Origin of the sequence: Gordonia sp. KTR9, from assembly GCF_000143885.2 — a bacterium.
Taxonomy (GTDB): domain Bacteria; phylum Actinomycetota; class Actinomycetes; order Mycobacteriales; family Mycobacteriaceae; genus Gordonia.
In genome coordinates this window covers 26,048-43,441 of record NC_018581.1, presented here as the reverse complement: position 1 = coordinate 43,441, position 17,394 = coordinate 26,048, and the positions used below count along the sequence as shown (strand labels likewise).

The following is a 17,394-nucleotide window of genomic DNA, read 5'->3' as shown; positions in this document are numbered from 1 at the left end:
AGGTGAGGTCACACTCGAGATCGAGTCGCCCACCACACAACATGCTCTCGACTGATAGCTTCTTCTGCGTCATCTACTTCTTTGGCCCACGATGACTCATCTACTGCCAACCGTAGTTTCTCCTCGGCATTGGTGAGATCGTTCACAGCAGCTGCATACGCGCGTGCATTGAAGTCGTACTGTTTAGTCTCAGTCCAGGCCACTATCGCTACAACTACCGCGGCAATTGCTGGCGACACTTGCGCGAACCCCTGCATTAAAGCTGCGAATAGAGCAGTTACCACCCCTAGAAATTCGCAGGAAACGAGGACGCGCCGCCATGCAGTAGCTCTCTTCCTGTTGAAAGTAGCCTTGGTCATGTACCACTTCTTTTGATCTGCGATTCTAGCTTCGAGATAGCTACTGCGTCGGTCCTCTAACGAGGATGTTCGCTGCTCGATCATCCAGCTAGAGATTGCCGGAGCGACGATTGGTGAAAGTTCCAGTCCTCGAAACGAATGCTGTATCGCTTCGAACCGTTCCATTAGCGCGACACGCGCGTCATCCAATTCGATTTCTCGTGGAAAGGGAAGAGCGCAAACCGCGAATTTCCAAGCTAGAGTCTTGGACGACTCGGCGACGGCTCGTCCGTCATACCACGCCTTATCTGGCCTGGTTCGCCACGCGCTAAGTTCAAGAATAAGAGCCCCCACGAAGGTGATCACGCCTAGAACACCCCACACATCGACGCCGCTTGTACCCACGCGCCAGGAGCTCAAGCCAGCCACGGCCGCGGCCGACAGCAGGAGTAGTCGCTTGCGGGTACCGCCAACGTACGACTTCTGCGCCTCAAGAGAGGCTTGGTCCGCAGCCTGGAAGAGGTGCGGCATGTCTGAGTCTGCAACTTGAGCAACAACCGTCATGGGAGCAATCATCACCCGTTGTCGGTCTTGTGCGCCATACTGTGTGTGAACTTAGCGCAGAGAGGATCTCACGGTGGGGTATTACGGGCACTATCAGCAACGCCAGCTCGAGCAGTTCGCTGCCAGCGTGGCAGCCAGGAAGCTCGACTCGACTCGTCACAAGTGTTTTGTGTCGTACCATGCCGAAGACTCCTCCGAGGTCGCGGAGTTCATCGAGCAGTTCGGTACCGAGTTTATTGCCAAAACCGTAGGTGTTACCGACGAGGATGACTTCATTGATAGTCAGGACACTGACTACGTCATGAATCAGATACGCACCAAGTACCTGGGCGATTCGACAGTCACAATCGCATTGATGGGAAAGTGTACGTGGGCACGCCGGTACGTGGACTGGGAGATCTATTCCTCGCTGCGCGATAGCAAACTGAGTAAGGTCAACGGTCTCCTGGCTATTCAATTGCCGAGCGGGGGCGACTTACAGGCTCGGGTAGAAGACAATGTTAGTCGTAACGCCTCTGGTACGGATACCGGGTATGCACGATGGTTCTCGTATCCTGCCACTAAAACTTCGCTGAGAGCTTGGATTAGCGATGCATATGACGCGCGGACCACTCGCCGTGATCTCATTAACAACACTCGCCCGCGTCGGCTCAGAAGCGCCTCCTGCTCTTAGAGTAGTGCGAGCATTTTTCTGCTTAGAGTTGTTAAGAGATCGGGAATCGCTGTGGTTCGCTGGCTGCAATTAACTATTTGTGTCGGGTCAGTACTAGGGCAGTTTGTCAGTTCCGCGTACATGGAAGATGTGCTCATATCTCGAAGCACACAACGTCATCCCACGGTCTTGACGGGTATCCCCATCCGCTGGGCGCGGCGAATCATGGTGACCGCGTTGTCGATCGCCGCGCATCCCGGGTCGTTGTTGAAGTACACGTAGACATCGCACGAGTCGTCGTAGGCCTCCGTCAGGCGGCGCAGCCAGCTGTCGATCGCGCGTGACCCATAACTCATCGGTCGCCGCGACGTCCCGTCATGGAGTCGCAGGTACCCGAAATCGGCTGTGCGCCACAGTGGATTGAGAATGCGGTTCTTCCGGTCGGCCCAACACAGCGCCGCGTTGTGCCGTTCGAGGACCGACCTGGTCTCGTCGGTCCACCAGGACTCGTGCCGGGGTTCGACGGCGACCTGGACCGTCTTCGGGAACAGCGCGAGCGTCTCGTCCAGGGCGTCGGGTGTCGCGCGGAGGTTGGGAGGCAACTGGAGGAGCACCGGCCCCAACCGACCGTCGAGCCCCGCCGATCGATCGAGAAAGCGCTGGACCGGTTCGGCGGGCTCCTTGAGGCGCTTGATGTGCGTCAGGTAGCGACTCATCTTCGCCGCCATCCGGAAGTCGGCGGGGACGGTCTCGGCCCAGTTCTCGAACGCCTCCTTCTCCGGCAGCCGGTAGAAGGTGTTGTTGACCTCGGCGGTCGGGAACCGTTGGGCGTAATAGTCCAGCCACAGTCGCTGGGGGAGCTTCTCGGGGTAGAACGCACCGCGCCAATCCCGGTACTGCCAGCCGGAGGTGCCGATGAACAACATCGTTGCAACTATCCTTTCGCGACGGGGCTACGAATCCCGTCCACGACGAGTACTCGGCAGGCGTGTGGGTGTCGGCTCACGCGCTTCGGGTACCCGTCGGTGGCACATGCCAATCACCGAGACGGGAGTGACATATGACCAAGCTGGCGATCATCTACTACTCGGCCACCGGACACGGCACGGCGATGGCGCAGGCGCTGTCGGATGCCGGCGAATCCGCGGGTGCCGAGGTCCGGGTCCGCCACATCGCCGAGACCCGGGATCCGCAGACGTTCGCCGACAATCCGGCGTGGTCGGCCAACTACGAGGCCACCAAGGACCTGCCCGCCGCGAGCGGAGACGACATCGTCTGGGCCGACGCGGTGATCTTCGGCAGCCCGACGCGGTTCGGCAGCACGGCCTCGCCGTTCCAGACGTTCATCGACTCGCTCGGCGGCCTGTGGGCCGACGGCAAGTTGGCCGACAAGGTCTACGCCGGATACACCTCCAGCAACACCGCCCACGGCGGGCAGGAGACCACGCTCATCGGGTTGTACACCTCGCTGATGCACTTCGGCGGCATCCTCGTCCCGCCCGGTTACACCGACGGGTTGAAGTTCGCCGACGGCAATCCCTACGGTGTCTCCCACGTCACCGGTCCGGAGAACAAGAACCCGCTCGACGACGCTACGAAGGCCGCGCTCGCGCACATGGCCGAGCGTGTGGTGCGAATCGCTGGACTCCTTTCTGCCTGACGGTGTCGCTCACCGGTTCCGTTCCCGCTCAGCCGGAACTGTGTGAGCGGGAACGGAACCTGTGAGCGTGAGGGGGCCGGAATCGGAGTTGACAGCAATGGCCCGGGGGTTCACCATCGGTCCTCGTGTCTGTCAGTGTGTCGCCCACCGGGCGTGAGGAGGTCGTCGGCGTCGTGCGCGCCGACGGTTGAGCACCCCGCCCCGATCGGCGCGCGTCCATCTCAGTCGAGGACCGCGCCGGTCGATCTGTGCTCTCTTTTCCTCCTCCGACACCTGAGGTGTACACACCCATGCATTCATTGACCGAAGCCCAGATCCGTTCGTCGTTCGTCAACGCCTCGCTGCGCGAACGGAAGAGCGTGACACTCCCACCCGACTTCGACGACTTCGACTGGGAGCAGCTCGATTTCGCCGGCTGGCGCGACCCGAAGCTCCCGATGGTCGGTTACGTGGTCATCCCGACCGACGACGACGTCGTCGGGATCATGTTGCGACTCGGTGGCCGCCAGCCCCGGAACCGTCCGCTGTGCTCGTTCTGCGAGGACGTCCACCTCCCCAACGAGGTCGTCTTCTTCAGCGCGAAGTTCGCCGGCGCCGCGGGGCGCAAGGGCAACACGGTCGGGACGTTGATCTGCTCGAACTTCGAATGTTCGGCGAACGTCCGCGCCAAGCCGTCGGCCATCTTCTCCACCGACGACCCCGAGACCGTGCGGCAACAGCGCATCCGGGCGTTGCGGACCCACCTCGCCGGATTCGCCCAGCGAGTGGCGAGCGGAGACAGCCCCTCCGCTCCCTGAGGAGCGGCCGGAGCTTGCGGAGGCCCCGTCACGAAGGGTCCTGGTGACGGGTAGCGGGACCCTTCGTGGCTCGTCGCTTGCGCTCCTCGCCCCTCAGGGAGCAGGGAGGTGACCGCTTGTCCGCGTGCATCTGGCCCGTCTCGTGACCGACAGACTTCAACTCGACTCCCAGACTTCGATCGAGGTCTGGGAGTCGACTTGAAGTCTGGGAGTCGCAGTTTCTGCGGCTTGGCCGCCGTGGACCACAAAAGGCCTCCGCTCCCTGAGGATCGAGCGTCACGTAGGGTTCGGCGACCTTTCGGCCGACGGTCAGAGCAGCAATAGTGGACCCATGACGTCGCTGTTCATCCGAGCACTTCAGACACATCAGTGGCTCTACGAACATTCGGGCGGCCTCGTCGGCCACCGACTGCTCATGGGCAATCCCACGCTGCTGCTCCAGACGATCGGACGCCGCACCGGTGAGGCGAGGTGCAACGCGCTCACCTACGCGCGCGACGGTGAGGCCTACCTCGTGGTCGCGTCGAATGGCGGATCGCCGCGACCACCGGGGTGGCTCGCCAACCTGAAGGCCCACCCCAATGTCGAGATCCAGGTCGGCCGACGGCGGATTCAGGTCACCGCGCGGGCGACCTACCCCGACGACCCTGACTACGCCCGGCGCTTCGTGCTCGTCGACGAGGTCAACCGCGGCCGCTACGCCGGTTACCAGAAGAAGACGACACGCCCACTCGCGATCGTCGAACTGATGCCGCGGTAGGGGGCTCGCGCGCTTGCCGATGACATTCGCCCGGCTCGCCGGTCGGTATCTGGGAGCACACCGCAACGACTCCTGAGGAGAAGCATGCGAACGCTGGCGATCACCCAGAACATGACGCTCGACGGTTCGATCGAGATGTTGACCGACTGGTTCGACCCGACCGTCGAGGCGCCGGATCTCATGGCCGAGTCGCACCGGCAGGACGCCGAGGCCGACGCCCTGCTCGTCGGTCGGCAGACCTTCGAGGACTTCCGCGGCTTCTGGCCACACCAGACCGACGACGCCACCGGGATCACCGACTATCTCAACACCGTCGACAAGTACGTGGTGTCGAGCACGATGACCGACCCGGAGTGGCAGAACTCGACGGTGCTGAACGGGGACGTCATCGAGCAAGTGACCGCGTTGAAGAACGCCGCGGGCAAGGACATCGTCGTGACCGGCAGCATCAGCCTGTGCCACACGCTGATCGACGCCGGGCTGGTCGACGAGTACCGGCTGTTCGTCTACCCGGCCGTCCAAGGATCGGGGCGTCGCCTGTTCCCGGACGGCCTGGAGATCCCGACGCTGCGCCTGGTGGACACGAAGAGCTTCGAGCTCGGTGTCTCGCTGCTGCGCTATCGGGCGGTGTGACGGGCTTTCAGGTCGGATCGGAGTCGATCTCGGCGAGCGCCCGGGCGCGGATCGCCGCGAGGTCCATCCCGTACGTCAGCCCGCGGGACTGTTCGTACTCCTCCAGGCGCGCGGCGGCACGGTCATAGAGACGTCGGGCACCGACGGCGTTGCCACGACGATGGTGGGTGAGACCGACGCAGAGCTGCGCGAGTCCCTGCCACAGCGGCCGCTCGGCCGGCGGACACGACTTCCACCGGGTCTCGAACACCTCGTGCGCGGAGAACGGCCGCCCCTCCTCGAGCAGTTGCCACGCGAGCGCGATCGTCTCGTCGGGCGGCAACGGTTCCTCGGAAACGGGTTCGACGCCCCGCTCTCCATACGGAAGCGGCCGTCCCAACTCATCACGCGGCCGGGCCTGGCGGGCTCGACCGTCGGGGTCGCGATCGCGGGCGTCGGGCACCGGCTCACCTCCTGGTCGAATGGTCGCCTGCCGCACAGTCGGCCACGATTCACAGCCGTGAGACCGGACCTCACGCGGGACCAGCAGAACGGTACCCATCGACCGGGTCCGGAAACGAAGAAGACCAGGTTGCCGTGTGCAACCTGGTCTCATCTCCACTCTGGTGGGCGAAGGGGGACTTGAACCCCCACGTCCCGAAGGACACTGGCACCTGAAGCCAGCGCGTCTGCCATTCCGCCACTCGCCCGTGGCCACCGAAGTTCCGGTGGGCGTGCCGTCGGACTGGGTGTGTCCGGCGACTGGACGACGATAGCAGCACGCCGCCACCGAAACAAAACTCGATCTCGTACGTTGCATCTGTGCAGTACGTCGGGTTACGTCAGAGGCCGAATACACACCAATGAGGCGGGTGTTGCAGACGGTGCACCAGTTGCCTTGGTGGCACAGTTGGCCGCTGATGTCGCTATCATCAAACAAGGCCAGATGCACGGCGACACGCTCTATTGCCGCGAAAGGAGGTCTCGGTGGGGATCCTGCAACGACTGGAACGCAAGCTCGAAGGTGCAGTTGACGACGGTTTTGCCCGCGTCTTCGGTGGTCAGGTGGCCCCGCAGGAGATCGAGAACGGGCTGCAGCGAGAAGCCGAGGAGTCGCTCGAGAACCTCGGTGACGGTACGGTCCTTGCGGCCAACAGCTACACGTTGCTGTTCAGTCCCACCGATCATCAGCACATCGCTGCGGAATACGAGCTGAACCGCAAGACTTTCTCGAAGCATTTGGAAAACTTCATCAAAGACAACGGGTGGCAGACCTACGGCAACGTCGTCGTAGAGTTCGAGCAATCGCCGTCCTTGCACACGGGGATGTTCCGCGCACGAGGCACGGTCAACCCGGACGCGCGGCCCCGCCCGGTGGGGGCGCGTTCGGAGCAGCCGCACCCTGCACCGGTCCCCGGCCCGCCGGCCGGTCGCCCGGCCCCTGTTCATCCACTTCCCAACGCCCCCGACCAAGGAGCCCCCAAGATGACTCAGAATCCCGGATACGACCAGCGCAGGGGCGCCGATCCCGCGTACGACCAGTACGGACAGGGATCGGGACAGCCGGGAGATCAGGGCTACGGACAGCAGGGCTACGACCAGTACGGTCAGCAGCCCGGCTACGACCAGGCATACGACCAGCAGGCCTACGGCCAACAGGGTTACGACCAGCAGGCCTACGACCAGCAGGGTTACAACCAGCAACCCGGCTACGGCCAGCAGGGCTACGGCCAGCAGCCCGGCTACGACCAGGGCTACGGCCAGCAGGGTTACAGCCAACAACCCGGCTATGAACAGCAGGGTTACGGGCAACAGCCCGGTTACGACCAGGGATACGGCCAGCAGCCCGGCTACGAGCAGCAGGGCTACAACCAGCAACCCGGGTACGACCAGGGCTACGGCCAGCAGGGCTACGGTCAACAACCCGGTTACGACCAGGGCTACGGCCAGCAGGGTTACAGCCAGCAACCCGCGGGTTACGACTACCAGGGCGGCTACGACCAGGGCTACGGCGCGGGTCGTCCGGCAGCCGGGTACGCCCCGTCGTCGATCACGCTGCTCCTCGAAGACGGCAGCAACCGCACGTTCCAGCTGCACGAGGGCTCCAACGTGATCGGCCGCGGACAGGATGCGCAGTTCCGGCTGCCCGATACCGGCGTCTCGCGTCGCCATGTGGAGATCCGGTGGGATGGCGCCACCGCCATGCTCACCGATCTCAACTCGACCAACGGCACCACGGTCAACGATCTCCAGGTGAACACCTGGGAACTCGCCGACGGCGATCGCATCCGCGTGGGACATTCCGACATCACCGTCCGGTTCCAGTAGACCCGCATACGCCGAGTACACGCCCACCGAACGCGGGCGTCGATCGACACTGGCGCGAGACCATTCCGGCCGGTTGATACTGAACTGTCATATCCGAATGACCGAGTTCGGCGGAAGTGCCCATAAGATGCAGTCGGGTCCGCGCAGAGTTTCGATCGGCGGTCCGACGATCGTTGCCGCGATGGATACGACCGACCGAGACGGAACGCGCTGGAGGTGAACACGACATGCAGGGCTTGGTGCTGCAGCTGACCCGCATCGGTTTCCTGTTGTTGCTCTGGTTGTTCGTCTTCGCCGTGATCCGCACGCTGCGCGCCGACATCGCGACTGCCGGTGGCCTGCGCATTCCCCGGTACTCGGGCGGTTCGGAGAAGCGACGCCGCAGCGGCGGCGTGCGCGGGTCGGCCCGCTATCTCGTCGTCACCCACGGCGCGCTGGCGAACACGCGGATCAGCCTCGGCCAGCAGCCGGTCCTGCTCGGCCGCGCCGACGATTCGACACTCGTGCTGACCGACGACTACGCCTCGGAACGACATGCGCGACTCTCCCGGCGCGGCGACGACTGGTACGTCGAAGACCTCGGCTCCACCAACGGCACCTACCTGGACCGTTCCAAGGTGACGACCGCGGTCAAGGTCCCGCTGAACACGCCGATCCGCATCGGCAAGACCGTGATCGAGTTGCGCCCGTGACCCTTGTGTTGCGCTACATCGCGCGCAGCGACCGGGGTCTCGTTCGGTCCAACAACGAGGATTCGTTCTACGCGGGTCCCCGCCTGCTCGCGCTTGCCGACGGCATGGGCGGGCACGCGGCGGGTGAGGTCGCCAGTCAGCTGGTCATCCGCGCACTCAGCTCACTCGACGACGACGAGCCGGGCGGCGACCTGCTCGCCCAGCTCGACGGCGCGACCCGCGTCGGCAACGAGGCCATCGCCGCGCAGGTGCAGGAATCACCCGAACTCGACGGCATGGGCACCACGCTGACCGCGATCCTCTTCGCCGGCAGCCGAATCGGTCTGTGTCACATCGGCGACTCCCGCGGCTACATGTTCCGCGACGGCGTCCTGACCCAGATCACCCGCGACGACACCTTCGTCCAGACCCTCGTCGACGAAGGTCGTATCACCGCCGAACAGGCGCACACCCACCCGCAGCGTTCGCTGATCATGCGCGCGCTGACCGGCACCGAGGTCGAACCGACCCTGACGATGCGTGAGGCGCGCGCCGGCGACCGGTACATGCTCTGCAGCGACGGCCTGTCCGACGTCGTGACCGAGGAGACCCTCGCCGAGACCCTGGGTTCCATTGCCGACCCCAAGGAATGCGCCGACCGTCTCATCGAGCTCGCATTGCGCGGCGGCGGCCCCGACAACGTGACCGTCGTCCTCGCCGATGTCGTCGACACCGAGTACGGCGACTCGCGCCCGATCGTCGGCGGCGCCGCCGGCGGCAACGAGGAGATCTACACGCCCGATCCGGCGACTGCCGCGGGACGGGCCGCGGCGCTGCGTCCGCCGCCCTCCGAGCCGCAGCGCCCGACGGTACTGACCGAGGCAGAGCCCGCGACCAAGCCCAAGAGCAAGTACCGCCGCTGGATCGTCGCCGGTGTCGCGCTGGCCGTGGTGGCCGCGCTCGTCGTGGGCATCTTCGTCGTCCGCGCGGTCGTGCGCAGCAACTACTACGTGGCCGCCGACGACAACGGCGATGTCCTCGTTTATCAGGGTTCGCCGGAGAAGGTGTTCTTCCTGTCGATGAGCAATCCCGTCCAGCGCGTCTGTGTCGAGGACCTCGACCAGGCCGAACCGACGTACACGTTCATCTCCTACGACGGCGGCGCCTGCGAGTTCCCGCTCAACGTCGACGATCTGGTGTCGGGGCCCGCGCAGTCGGTCAAGAACGTGATGATCCGGGACAAGAGCGAGCAGCAGATCCAGGGCGTCGTGACCGACGAGCTCACGTTCCGCTGCGACAACGCCCCCTCGTCGACGTCACCCACACCGACTCCCCCGCCACCGGCGCCGTCGGAGTCGACCCCGAGAACCGACCCGTCCGCACCCGCGCCCCGCGCCACCGCCGCGCCCGCACCGGGCATCCCGCAGCAGGGTGCGACCGAGTCGGTCGCACCGCCCACCGGCAACGCCGGACCTTCCGACACGCCCGCACCTGACCAGGACGCCGGCACGAGCTGCCGGCAGCAGGTGAGATGACTCAAGCCGCCGCGCCCGCACCGCACGCCCCGCCACGCCCACCCGCCACGAGTACCGGCCGCAACACCGAACTGTTGCTGCTGGGATTCGCCATCGGTCTGGTGACGGTGGCGTTGCTCATCGTCCAGGCCGCCCAGGGTCAGAACCTGACCTGGGACATCCTCAAGTACGTGGCCGCCTACACGGCGCTGTTCGGCGTCGCCCATCTCGTGGTCCGCCGCTACGCACCTCATGCCGATCCGATCATGCTGCCCGTCGTCGCGGTCCTGAACGGGCTGGGGCTGGTGCTGATCCACCGGCTCGACCTCGGCACGGGGAACACCGGGGAGTCGGTGAACGCCACCGAGGCGACCCGCAACGCCGACCAGCAGTTGCTGTGGGCGGTGCTGGGCATCGTGGCGTTCTCCGCGGTCCTCATCCTGATCCGCGATCACCGCACGCTCTCGCGCTACGCCTACACCCTCGGCCTCGGCGGTCTGGTGTTCCTGATCATCCCGGCGATCCTGCCCAGCGCGTTCTCGGAGATCAACGGCTCGAAGAACTGGATCATCACGCCGTTCTTCTCGATCCAGCCCAGCGAGTTCTCCAAGATCCTGATCATCATCTTCGCCGCGGCTGTGCTGGTGTCGAAGCGCGATCTGTTCATCACCGCGGGTCCGCACGTGCTCGGCGTCGACCTCCCGCGCGCCCGGGACCTCGGCCCGCTCCTGGCCGCCTGGGCGATCGCCATCGCGGTGATGGTGGTCCAGAAGGACCTGGGTACGTCCCTGCTGATCTTCGCGACCATCCTGACGATGCTCTACGTGGCGACCTCACGCGTCGAGTGGCTGGTGCTGGGTATCGGGTTGTTCGCGATCGGCGCGGTGTTCGCGTGGTCGATCTTCTCGCACCTGCAGACACGGGTTTCGGTGTGGCTGAACCCCTTCGAGGACTTCGACGGCTCGGGATACCAGATCGGACAGAGCCTGTTCGGCCTGGCCACCGGCGGATTGTTCGGCACCGGACTCGGTTCGGGCCGACCCAACATCGTGCCGTTCGCCAACACCGACTTCATCATCTCGACCATCGGTGAGGAACTCGGCCTGGCCGGGCTCACCGCGATCCTGCTGCTGTACATGATCTTCATCCACCGCGGACTGCGGACCGGCATCGCCGTGCGCGACAGCTTCGGCAAACTTCTCGCGACCGGACTCGCGTTCACCATCGCGATGCAGATCTTCGTCGTCGTCGGCGGCGTCACCAAGCTGATCCCGCTGACCGGTCTCACGACGCCCTTCCTCTCCTACGGCGGGTCGTCGCTGCTGGCCAACTACATCCTGGTCGCGTTGCTCATCCGGATCTCGAACGCCGCGCGCGAACCCGATCCCGGGAAGAAGCGCCCCCCGGCGAAGCCCGTCGAGGCACTGCCGACGCAGGTGGTGAAGCGCCGATGAACAAGCCGATCCGCAATGTGTCGATGGCGGTGGTCGTGATGATCATCGCGCTGCTCGCCAACGCCACCTATGTGCAGGTGTTCAAGGCCGACGCGCTGAAGACCGACACCCGCAACAACCGGGTGCTGCTCGACGAGTACTCCCGCCAGCGCGGTCTGATCACCACGGCCGACGGCACGGTCATCGCCCTGTCGGTACCGATCGACAGCCGCCTGAAGTTCCTCCGGCAGTACCCGAGGGAGGGCGCCGAGGCGTTCGCCCCGGTCACCGGTTACTACTCGTTCCAGTACCTCGCCAGCCAGATCGAGCACTACGAGAACAGCATCCTCAACGGATCCGACGACCGGCTCTTCGGCCAGCGGTTCATGGACATGTTCTCCGGCCGCGACCCGCGTGGCGGCAACGTCGTCACGACGATCAACCCGAAGGTGCAGCAGGCCGCGTACCAGGCCATGCTCAACGGGCCGTGCGACGGGCCGTGCCGCGGCGCCGTCGTGGCCCTGCAGCCGAACACCGGCAAGATCCTCGCGATGGTCTCGACCCCGAGCTACGACCCCAACAAGCTGGCTAGCCACGACCAGGAGGTCCGCGAGGGCAGCTGGGAGGCGTGGAATCGTCCCGGTGACACCGCGCAGCCGATGCTGAACCGCGCGATCAGCCAGCTGTACCCGCCCGGATCGACCTTCAAGGTCGTGACCTCGGCCGCAGCCCTGCGCGACAACATCACCCCGGGTATCCGCCTCACCGCCGCGCCGACCTTTCCGTTGCCGGGCACCGATGTCTCGCTGCCGAACTACGGCGGCGAGACCTGCCCCGGGTCGTCGGGTGGAACCGTGTCCCTGGAGACGGCGTTCAAGTACTCGTGCAACACCGCCTTCGCCGAGCTGGTGACCGAGAAGATGTCCGACGCGATCCCGAAGTTCACCGAGACCGCGAGCCTGTTCGGCCTCGATCAGCCGGGCCCGGACATCCCGATGCCCGTCGTCGACTCGACGGTGGGTCCGATCCCGTCCCTCGACGTCCTCGCGCAGGCCTCGATCGGTCAGCGTGACGTCCGGCTCACCCCGTTACAGAACGCGATGATCGCCGCGACCGTGGCGAACGGAGGTGTGCGCATGCAGCCGTACCTGGTGGACAAGCTGCAGGCCGCGGACCTGCGCACACTGCAGACCACCCCGCCGACGACGGCCAACAAGCCGATCACGCCCGAGCAGGCCGCCGAGCTGACGTCGATGATGATCGAGTCGGAACGGTCGACGGCCGGCGCCGGCGGTCCGGTGTCGATCGCGTCGAAGACCGGTACCGCGGAGAGCGGGTCCAGTACGGACACCCCGTTCTCCTGGTACATCGCCTTCGGGCCGTCGTCGAACGCGCAGATCGCGGTCGCCGTCGTGGTGGAGAATGGACAATTCGGCGCGGACTCGGTCGGTGGGACCGTCGCGGCGCCGATCGGACGAGAAGTGATCAACTCACTGGTGGGAGGTGGCAGTCGATGACCCTGCAGAACGGCACCACCATCGGCGATCGGTACCGGCTCATCCGCCTGATCGCCACAGGCGGCATGGGGCAGGTGTGGGAGGCGCTCGACACGCGTCTCAATCGTCGCGTCGCGGTGAAGGTCCTCAAGGCCGAGTACACCAGCGATCCGGAGTTCATCGCCCGGTTCCGGGCGGAGGCACAGACCACCGCGAAGCTGAACAACCCGGGGATCGCGAACGTCTTCGACTACGGCGAGACCCCGGACTACAACGGCGGCGACCCGCTGGCGTACCTGGTGATGGAACTCGTCGACGGTGAACCGTTGAACTCGGTGATCTCCCGGCTCGGGCGACTGTCGCTGACCAACACCCTCGACATGCTCGAGCAGACCGGCCGCGCCCTGCAGGCCGCGCACAACCAGGGACTCGTGCACCGGGACGTCAAGCCCGGCAACATCCTGATCACCCCCGTCGGCCAGGTGAAGATCACCGACTTCGGTATCGCGAAGGCCGTCGACTCCGCCCCGGTGACCAAGACCGGGATGGTCATGGGGACCGCGCAGTACATCTCCCCGGAGCAGGCCACCGGCGACGAGGCGACCGCGGCCTCGGATGTCTACTCGCTCGGCGTCGTCGGCTACGAGGCCCTCACCGGTCGACGGCCGTTCCTCGGCGACGGTGCGATCACCGTGGCGATGAAGCACATCCGGGAGGCTCCGCCACCACTGCCGTCCAACCTGCCGTCGGGCGTCCGTGAGCTCATCGAGATCACGATGGCCAAGGATCCGCGGCAGCGTTATGCCAACGGCGGCGAGTTCGCCGACGCGGTGGCCGCCGTGCGCGCCGGGCGGCGCCCACCGCGTCCGGGGGCGATCGCCGGTGCCGCGGCGGGAGCAGCCGGAGCCGCTGCGCTCGGTGCCGCGGTCGCGCGTGGTGCCACCCCGCCGACCGGGGCCGCCTCGCGGCCGGTCACACCCCGACCGACCTCTCGCACCGCGGTGGCACCGCCACCGCCGGACAACAGTTGGACAACGGGCCAGAAGGTCCTGGCCGGCATCGCGGCCGCGCTGCTCGTCGGTGCCATCGGACTCATCGGGTTCTACCTGGTGAACAGCGGGAACGGTGGGGCGGCGACGCCACCCCCGCCATCGTCGACGACCACCGAGACCACGACCACCGTGGAACCGACCGACGAGCCCGACGAGCCGACCACGACCCGGCGACCGCCACGCACCACCACGACGACCACCGAAGAGACCACGACGACCACCGAGACCAGCGAGGAGACGGGCACGCTCGCGCCGTCGGGGCCCCCCGACTCGCCGCCGGACCCCGGTGCCGCCACCGGGACCCCGTGTTTCCCCGGCGTTCCGTTCTCACCGCTGTGCTGATGGTTTGCTGTGCTGATGGACCCGCAATGCCCGTGACCGATAATTCCGACCAGAGATCCTGAGGGGCGAACCACCGAGGCCGATGTCGACACCACACCACCTCTCCGACCGCTACGAACTCGGCGAAACGCTGGGTTTCGGTGGCATGTCCGAGGTGCACTACGCGCGCGACCTGTTGCTCCACCGCGACGTCGCGGTCAAGGTGCTGCGTGCCGACCTCGCTCGTGACCCGTCGTTCTACCTCCGGTTCCGCCGTGAGGCGCAGAACGCGGCGAAGCTGAATCACCCGACGATCGTGCAGGTCTTCGACACCGGCGAGGCCGAGACCGAGGACGGTCCGCTGCCGTTCATCGTGATGGAGTACGTCGACGGCGACACCTTGCGAGATGTGTTGCGCGCCAACGGTCCCATCTCCCCGCGTCAGGCGATGACCTGGATGGCCGACGTCGCCGCCGCGATGGACTTCTCGCATCGGAACGGGATCGTCCACCGCGACATGAAGCCGGCGAACGTGATGATCGACAAGTCCGGCGCCGTCAAGGTCATGGACTTCGGCATCGCGCGCGCGATGAGTGACGCGACGTCGACGATGACCCAGACATCCGCGGTGATGGGCACCGCCCAGTACCTCTCGCCCGAGCAGGCCCGGGGCATCAAGGTCGACCCGCGCAGCGACATCTACTCGATGGGATGCGTGCTCTTCGAGCTCCTCACCGGCGAGCCGCCGTTCACCGGTGACTCACCGGTGGCGGTCGCACATCAGCACGTGCACGAGGATCCGCCGTGGCCGTCGCACGTCCGGCCCGAGATCCCGCGCGAACTCGACTCCGTCGTCCTCAAGGCGATGAGCAAGAACAAGGACAACCGCTATCAGTCGGCGGGCGACCTGCGCGCCGACCTGATCCGGGTCCTCGCAGGCGGGAAACCGTCGGCGCCGATGCTCCTGACCGACGAAGAGCGCACCGAGTTCATCGACACCGGGCCGCGCCGTCCGACACGGTCGGAGACGACCGGTCCGCGTCGGGCCGTTCCCGCCCGCGCCACGAACGGCAACGGGGGCAATCACCGCCGCGACGACGAAGACGCGGGGACACCACGACGCCGGTCCCGGGTGCTCATGGCCGGCGCGGTGGCCGTCGTCGTGCTGTTGGTCGGCACGCTGTTCCTGTGGTCGCCGTGGAGTTCGGGGTCCGCTCCGGAGGTGTCGGTGCCGGCGGTCTCGGGACTCAGCTCGGACGACGCCCGGGCCTCCCTGGAACGCGCCGGCTTCGAGGTCCGCGTGCTCGAGGAACCGAGCCTCGACGTCGCCGCGGGTGTCGCCACCCGGTCGACGCCGGGCGAGGGGGTGATGGCGGCCGAGGGATCCGAGATCGCGCTGTACGTCTCGACGGGTCCCGAGCGGGTGCGGCTGCCGTCGGACCTGGTCGGCAAGTCACCGGCCGAAGCGCTCGACTCGCTCAAGGTGCTCGGGTTCACCAACGTCAGGACGGACCGCGTCGATTCGACGGCCGAGATGAAGGACAAGGTGGTCTCCACCGCGCCCGCGATCGGTAGCGAGGTACCCGTCAACGGTGCGGTGGTGGTCAACGTCGGCAACGGGCCGCGCGAGGTCACGGTTCGCGACGTCGTCGGCATGTCCGAGGACCGGGCACGGTCGGTGCTGGAAGAGCTCGGCATGACGGTCGTGGTCGTCGCCGCCGATTCCGACCGTCCGGCCGGCGAGGTCATCAGCACCTCACCGGGTCCGGGGTCCACCGCCGAACAGGGCAGCACCGTCCAGATCAGCGTGTCGCGAGGCAACCTGTTCACCGTGCCGAACCTGCGGGGCAAGACTCCTGCCGAGGCCCAGGCCGATCTCGAACGGGCCGGCTGGGAACGGTCGACCCTGACGCGACAGACCCGGAACGTGCCGCTCGGCAGTCCCGACGACGGTCGGGTCGTCGGACAGGAACCGAATCCGGGTTCGCAGGCCCGCAAGAGTGGTTCGATCACGATTGTCGTCGGCCAGGCGAGCCTGCTGCCCAACTGAGCGAACCCGCCTCCGGTCGCGGACCGACACCCGGTCGCGGCGCGGGTCAGCCGATCGCGGTGGCCATCTCCGCTTCGAGGGCGGCCACCCGGGCCTCGTCGATCTCGATCCCGCAGGTCTTGAGCCAGTTGGCGAGCATCCGGTGCCCGCCCTGGGTCAGAACGCTCTCCGGGTGGAACTGCACGCCGTGGATCGGGAGTTCGCGGTGCGCCATCGCCATCACGATGCCCGACTCGGTGCGTCCGGTGACGACCAGTTCGTCGGGGATCGTCTGGGGCAGCACCGTCAGCGAGTGGTAGCGGGTGGCGGTGAACGGATCGGGAAGTCCTTCGAGAACACCGGCGTCGTCGTGGAACACCAGCGAGGTCTTGCCGTGCAGGAGTTCGGGTGCGCGGTCGACCGTGCCACCGAAGGCCGCGCCGATGGCCTGGTGGCCCAGGCACACTCCCAGTAGCGGCAGTTGTTCGTCAGCGGCGACGCGGACCATCGGCATCGTCGCGCCGGCCCGCTGCGGGGTGCCGGGGCCGGGACTGAGGAGCACCCCGTCAAATCCGGCGACGGCCTCGCGCAGACGGTCGGGATCGGCCGGGGAGAGTTGCGGGTCGTCGTTGCGCCACACGACGGCCTCGACACCGAGCTGGCCCAGGTACTGGACCAGGTTGTAGACGAAGCTGTCGTAGTTGTCGACTACCAGGATGCGACTCACGCAAAAAGGCTACCGCCGAAGCGGGTGGTCGGCGTCGGCGACCTGGTGAGATACCGTAGATCTCGAGTGTTTGCCACTGGCGGGGACGTGTGTTGTCGCCTCCCGCTCGCGTACGACCGCTCCGGCGGTGCCGCACAACAGAGGAAGTCATGCCGAAGTCAAAAGTCCGGAAGAAGACCGATTACACGATCAACCCGGCCAGCCGGACGCCGGTCAAGGTCAAGGCAGGCCCTTCGAGCACCATTTACGTGGGCGTCATGCTCGGCCTGATGGTGCTCGGCCTCGCCTGGCTCGTCGTCTACTACCTGGCCGCCACCCCCACCGCGTACGGCGGCGAGGGACAGGTCCTGCACTGGATGGCCGAGCTCAACTCGTGGAACTTCCTGATCGGCTTCTCGCTGATGGTGGCGGGCCTGTTGATGACGATGCGTTGGCGGTAA

At 66.1% G+C, this 17,394-nt stretch carries 17 protein-coding genes and 1 tRNA gene; 13 read left to right on the top strand and 5 right to left on the bottom strand.

Translation table 11 applies throughout. From position 1 onward, the window contains the following. Positions 1–8 precede the first annotated feature (8 nt). The gene (locus KTR9_RS26770; protein ID WP_014924826.1) at positions 9–902 is read right to left on the bottom strand and encodes a DUF4231 domain-containing protein; all 894 of its coding nucleotides are present in this window, start codon (positions 900–902) and stop codon (positions 9–11) included. A 73-nt stretch (positions 903–975) separates the two neighbouring features. Between KTR9_RS26770 and KTR9_RS01035 the strand changes: the two genes are divergently transcribed. Next, positions 976–1,575, top strand: coding sequence for a TIR domain-containing protein (locus KTR9_RS01035; RefSeq protein WP_014924825.1), 600 nt, complete (start codon positions 976–978; stop codon positions 1,573–1,575). A gap of 155 nt (positions 1,576–1,730) precedes the next feature. Here KTR9_RS01035 and KTR9_RS01030 read toward each other — a convergent pair whose 3' ends face one another. After that, complete coding sequence (locus KTR9_RS01030; RefSeq protein ID WP_014924824.1) at positions 1,731–2,480, bottom strand: DUF72 domain-containing protein; 750 nt, start codon at positions 2,478–2,480, stop codon at positions 1,731–1,733. Between the two features lie 134 nt (positions 2,481–2,614). Here KTR9_RS01030 and wrbA point away from each other — a divergent pair, with 134 nt between their 5' ends. The 4 genes from wrbA to KTR9_RS01010 all read left to right on the top strand — a co-directional run bounded on the left by wrbA (position 2,615) and on the right by KTR9_RS01010 (position 5,404). Beyond that, positions 2,615–3,214, top strand: coding sequence for an NAD(P)H:quinone oxidoreductase (wrbA, locus tag KTR9_RS01025; RefSeq protein ID WP_014924823.1), 600 nt, complete (start codon positions 2,615–2,617; stop codon positions 3,212–3,214). Between the two features lie 290 nt (positions 3,215–3,504). Next, entirely contained in the window at positions 3,505–4,011 is a 507-nt protein-coding gene (locus KTR9_RS01020; protein WP_044507473.1) for an FBP domain-containing protein, read from the top strand. Between the two features lie 331 nt (positions 4,012–4,342). After that, positions 4,343–4,771: a nitroreductase family deazaflavin-dependent oxidoreductase gene (locus KTR9_RS01015; protein WP_014924821.1), complete on the top strand. Its 429-nt coding sequence runs from the start codon at positions 4,343–4,345 to the stop codon at positions 4,769–4,771. Between the two features lie 84 nt (positions 4,772–4,855). Beyond that, positions 4,856–5,404, top strand: coding sequence for a dihydrofolate reductase family protein (locus tag KTR9_RS01010; protein ID WP_014924820.1), 549 nt, complete (start codon positions 4,856–4,858; stop codon positions 5,402–5,404). A 7-nt stretch (positions 5,405–5,411) separates the two neighbouring features. Here the strand turns inward: KTR9_RS01010 and KTR9_RS01005 are convergent, their stop codons facing one another. Then, complete coding sequence (locus KTR9_RS01005; protein WP_014924819.1) at positions 5,412–5,846, bottom strand: DUF309 domain-containing protein; 435 nt, start codon at positions 5,844–5,846, stop codon at positions 5,412–5,414. A gap of 161 nt (positions 5,847–6,007) precedes the next feature. Then, positions 6,008–6,093: transfer RNA gene (locus KTR9_RS01000), tRNA-Leu, on the bottom strand. Between the two features lie 277 nt (positions 6,094–6,370). On the opposite strand from KTR9_RS01000, the gene KTR9_RS00995 reads away from it, so the two are divergent. The 7 genes from KTR9_RS00995 to pknB all read left to right on the top strand — a co-directional run bounded on the left by KTR9_RS00995 (position 6,371) and on the right by pknB (position 16,248). After that, a complete protein-coding gene (locus tag KTR9_RS00995) occupies positions 6,371–7,711 on the top strand; it encodes a DUF3662 and FHA domain-containing protein (protein WP_014924818.1) in 1,341 nt (446 codons plus the stop codon). Between the two features lie 227 nt (positions 7,712–7,938). Continuing rightward, on the top strand, positions 7,939–8,403 hold the full coding sequence (locus tag KTR9_RS00990; RefSeq protein ID WP_010843015.1) for an FHA domain-containing protein FhaB/FipA: 465 nt from the start codon (positions 7,939–7,941) through the stop codon (positions 8,401–8,403). Beyond that, positions 8,400–9,917, top strand: a complete 1,518-nt coding sequence (locus KTR9_RS00985; RefSeq protein WP_014924817.1) for a PP2C family protein-serine/threonine phosphatase — start codon at positions 8,400–8,402, stop codon at positions 9,915–9,917. Before KTR9_RS00990 ends, KTR9_RS00985 begins: the two co-directional genes overlap by 4 nt. Then, positions 9,914–11,350 (top strand): FtsW/RodA/SpoVE family cell cycle protein, encoded by a 1,437-nt coding sequence (locus KTR9_RS00980; RefSeq protein ID WP_010843017.1) that lies wholly within the window; start codon positions 9,914–9,916, stop codon positions 11,348–11,350. The genes KTR9_RS00985 and KTR9_RS00980 overlap by 4 nt, the downstream gene beginning before the upstream one ends. After that, positions 11,347–12,846, top strand: coding sequence for a peptidoglycan D,D-transpeptidase FtsI family protein (locus KTR9_RS00975; RefSeq protein WP_010843018.1), 1,500 nt, complete (start codon positions 11,347–11,349; stop codon positions 12,844–12,846). The genes KTR9_RS00980 and KTR9_RS00975 overlap by 4 nt, the downstream gene beginning before the upstream one ends. Beyond that, complete coding sequence (locus tag KTR9_RS00970) at positions 12,843–14,219, top strand: protein kinase domain-containing protein (protein WP_014924816.1); 1,377 nt, start codon at positions 12,843–12,845, stop codon at positions 14,217–14,219. Before KTR9_RS00975 ends, KTR9_RS00970 begins: the two co-directional genes overlap by 4 nt. An 82-nt stretch (positions 14,220–14,301) precedes the next feature. Beyond that, complete coding sequence (gene pknB, locus KTR9_RS00965) at positions 14,302–16,248, top strand: Stk1 family PASTA domain-containing Ser/Thr kinase (RefSeq protein WP_014924815.1); 1,947 nt, start codon at positions 14,302–14,304, stop codon at positions 16,246–16,248. Positions 16,249–16,294: 46 nt separating this feature from the next. Here pknB and KTR9_RS00960 read toward each other — a convergent pair whose 3' ends face one another. Next, positions 16,295–16,954, bottom strand: a complete 660-nt coding sequence (locus KTR9_RS00960) for an aminodeoxychorismate/anthranilate synthase component II (protein ID WP_014924814.1) — start codon at positions 16,952–16,954, stop codon at positions 16,295–16,297. 149 nt (positions 16,955–17,103) lie between these two features. Between KTR9_RS00960 and crgA the strand changes: the two genes are divergently transcribed. Then, entirely contained in the window at positions 17,104–17,394 is a 291-nt protein-coding gene (gene crgA, locus KTR9_RS00955) for a cell division protein CrgA (RefSeq protein WP_010843022.1), read from the top strand.

Bases quoted from the DNA above. Each gene is read 5' to 3' on its own strand.
- KTR9_RS26770 (WP_014924826.1), bottom strand. From the start codon at position 902: ATGACGGTTGTTGCTCAAGTTGCAGACTCAGACATGCCGCACCTCTTC.
- KTR9_RS01030 (WP_014924824.1), bottom strand. From the start codon at position 2,480: ATGTTGTTCATCGGCACCTCCGGCTGGCAGTACCGGGATTGGCGCGGT.
- wrbA (WP_014924823.1), top strand. From the start codon at position 2,615: ATGACCAAGCTGGCGATCATCTACTACTCGGCCACCGGACACGGCACG.
- KTR9_RS01020 (WP_044507473.1), top strand. From the start codon at position 3,505: ATGCATTCATTGACCGAAGCCCAGATCCGTTCGTCGTTCGTCAACGCC.
- KTR9_RS01015 (WP_014924821.1), top strand. From the start codon at position 4,343: ATGACGTCGCTGTTCATCCGAGCACTTCAGACACATCAGTGGCTCTAC.
- KTR9_RS01010 (WP_014924820.1), top strand. From the start codon at position 4,856: ATGCGAACGCTGGCGATCACCCAGAACATGACGCTCGACGGTTCGATC.
- KTR9_RS00990 (WP_010843015.1), top strand. From the start codon at position 7,939: ATGCAGGGCTTGGTGCTGCAGCTGACCCGCATCGGTTTCCTGTTGTTG.
- KTR9_RS00980 (WP_010843017.1), top strand. From the start codon at position 9,914: ATGACTCAAGCCGCCGCGCCCGCACCGCACGCCCCGCCACGCCCACCC.
- KTR9_RS00975 (WP_010843018.1), top strand. From the start codon at position 11,347: ATGAACAAGCCGATCCGCAATGTGTCGATGGCGGTGGTCGTGATGATC.
- KTR9_RS00970 (WP_014924816.1), top strand. From the start codon at position 12,843: ATGACCCTGCAGAACGGCACCACCATCGGCGATCGGTACCGGCTCATC.
- pknB (WP_014924815.1), top strand. From the start codon at position 14,302: ATGTCGACACCACACCACCTCTCCGACCGCTACGAACTCGGCGAAACG.
- crgA (WP_010843022.1), top strand. From the start codon at position 17,104: ATGCCGAAGTCAAAAGTCCGGAAGAAGACCGATTACACGATCAACCCG.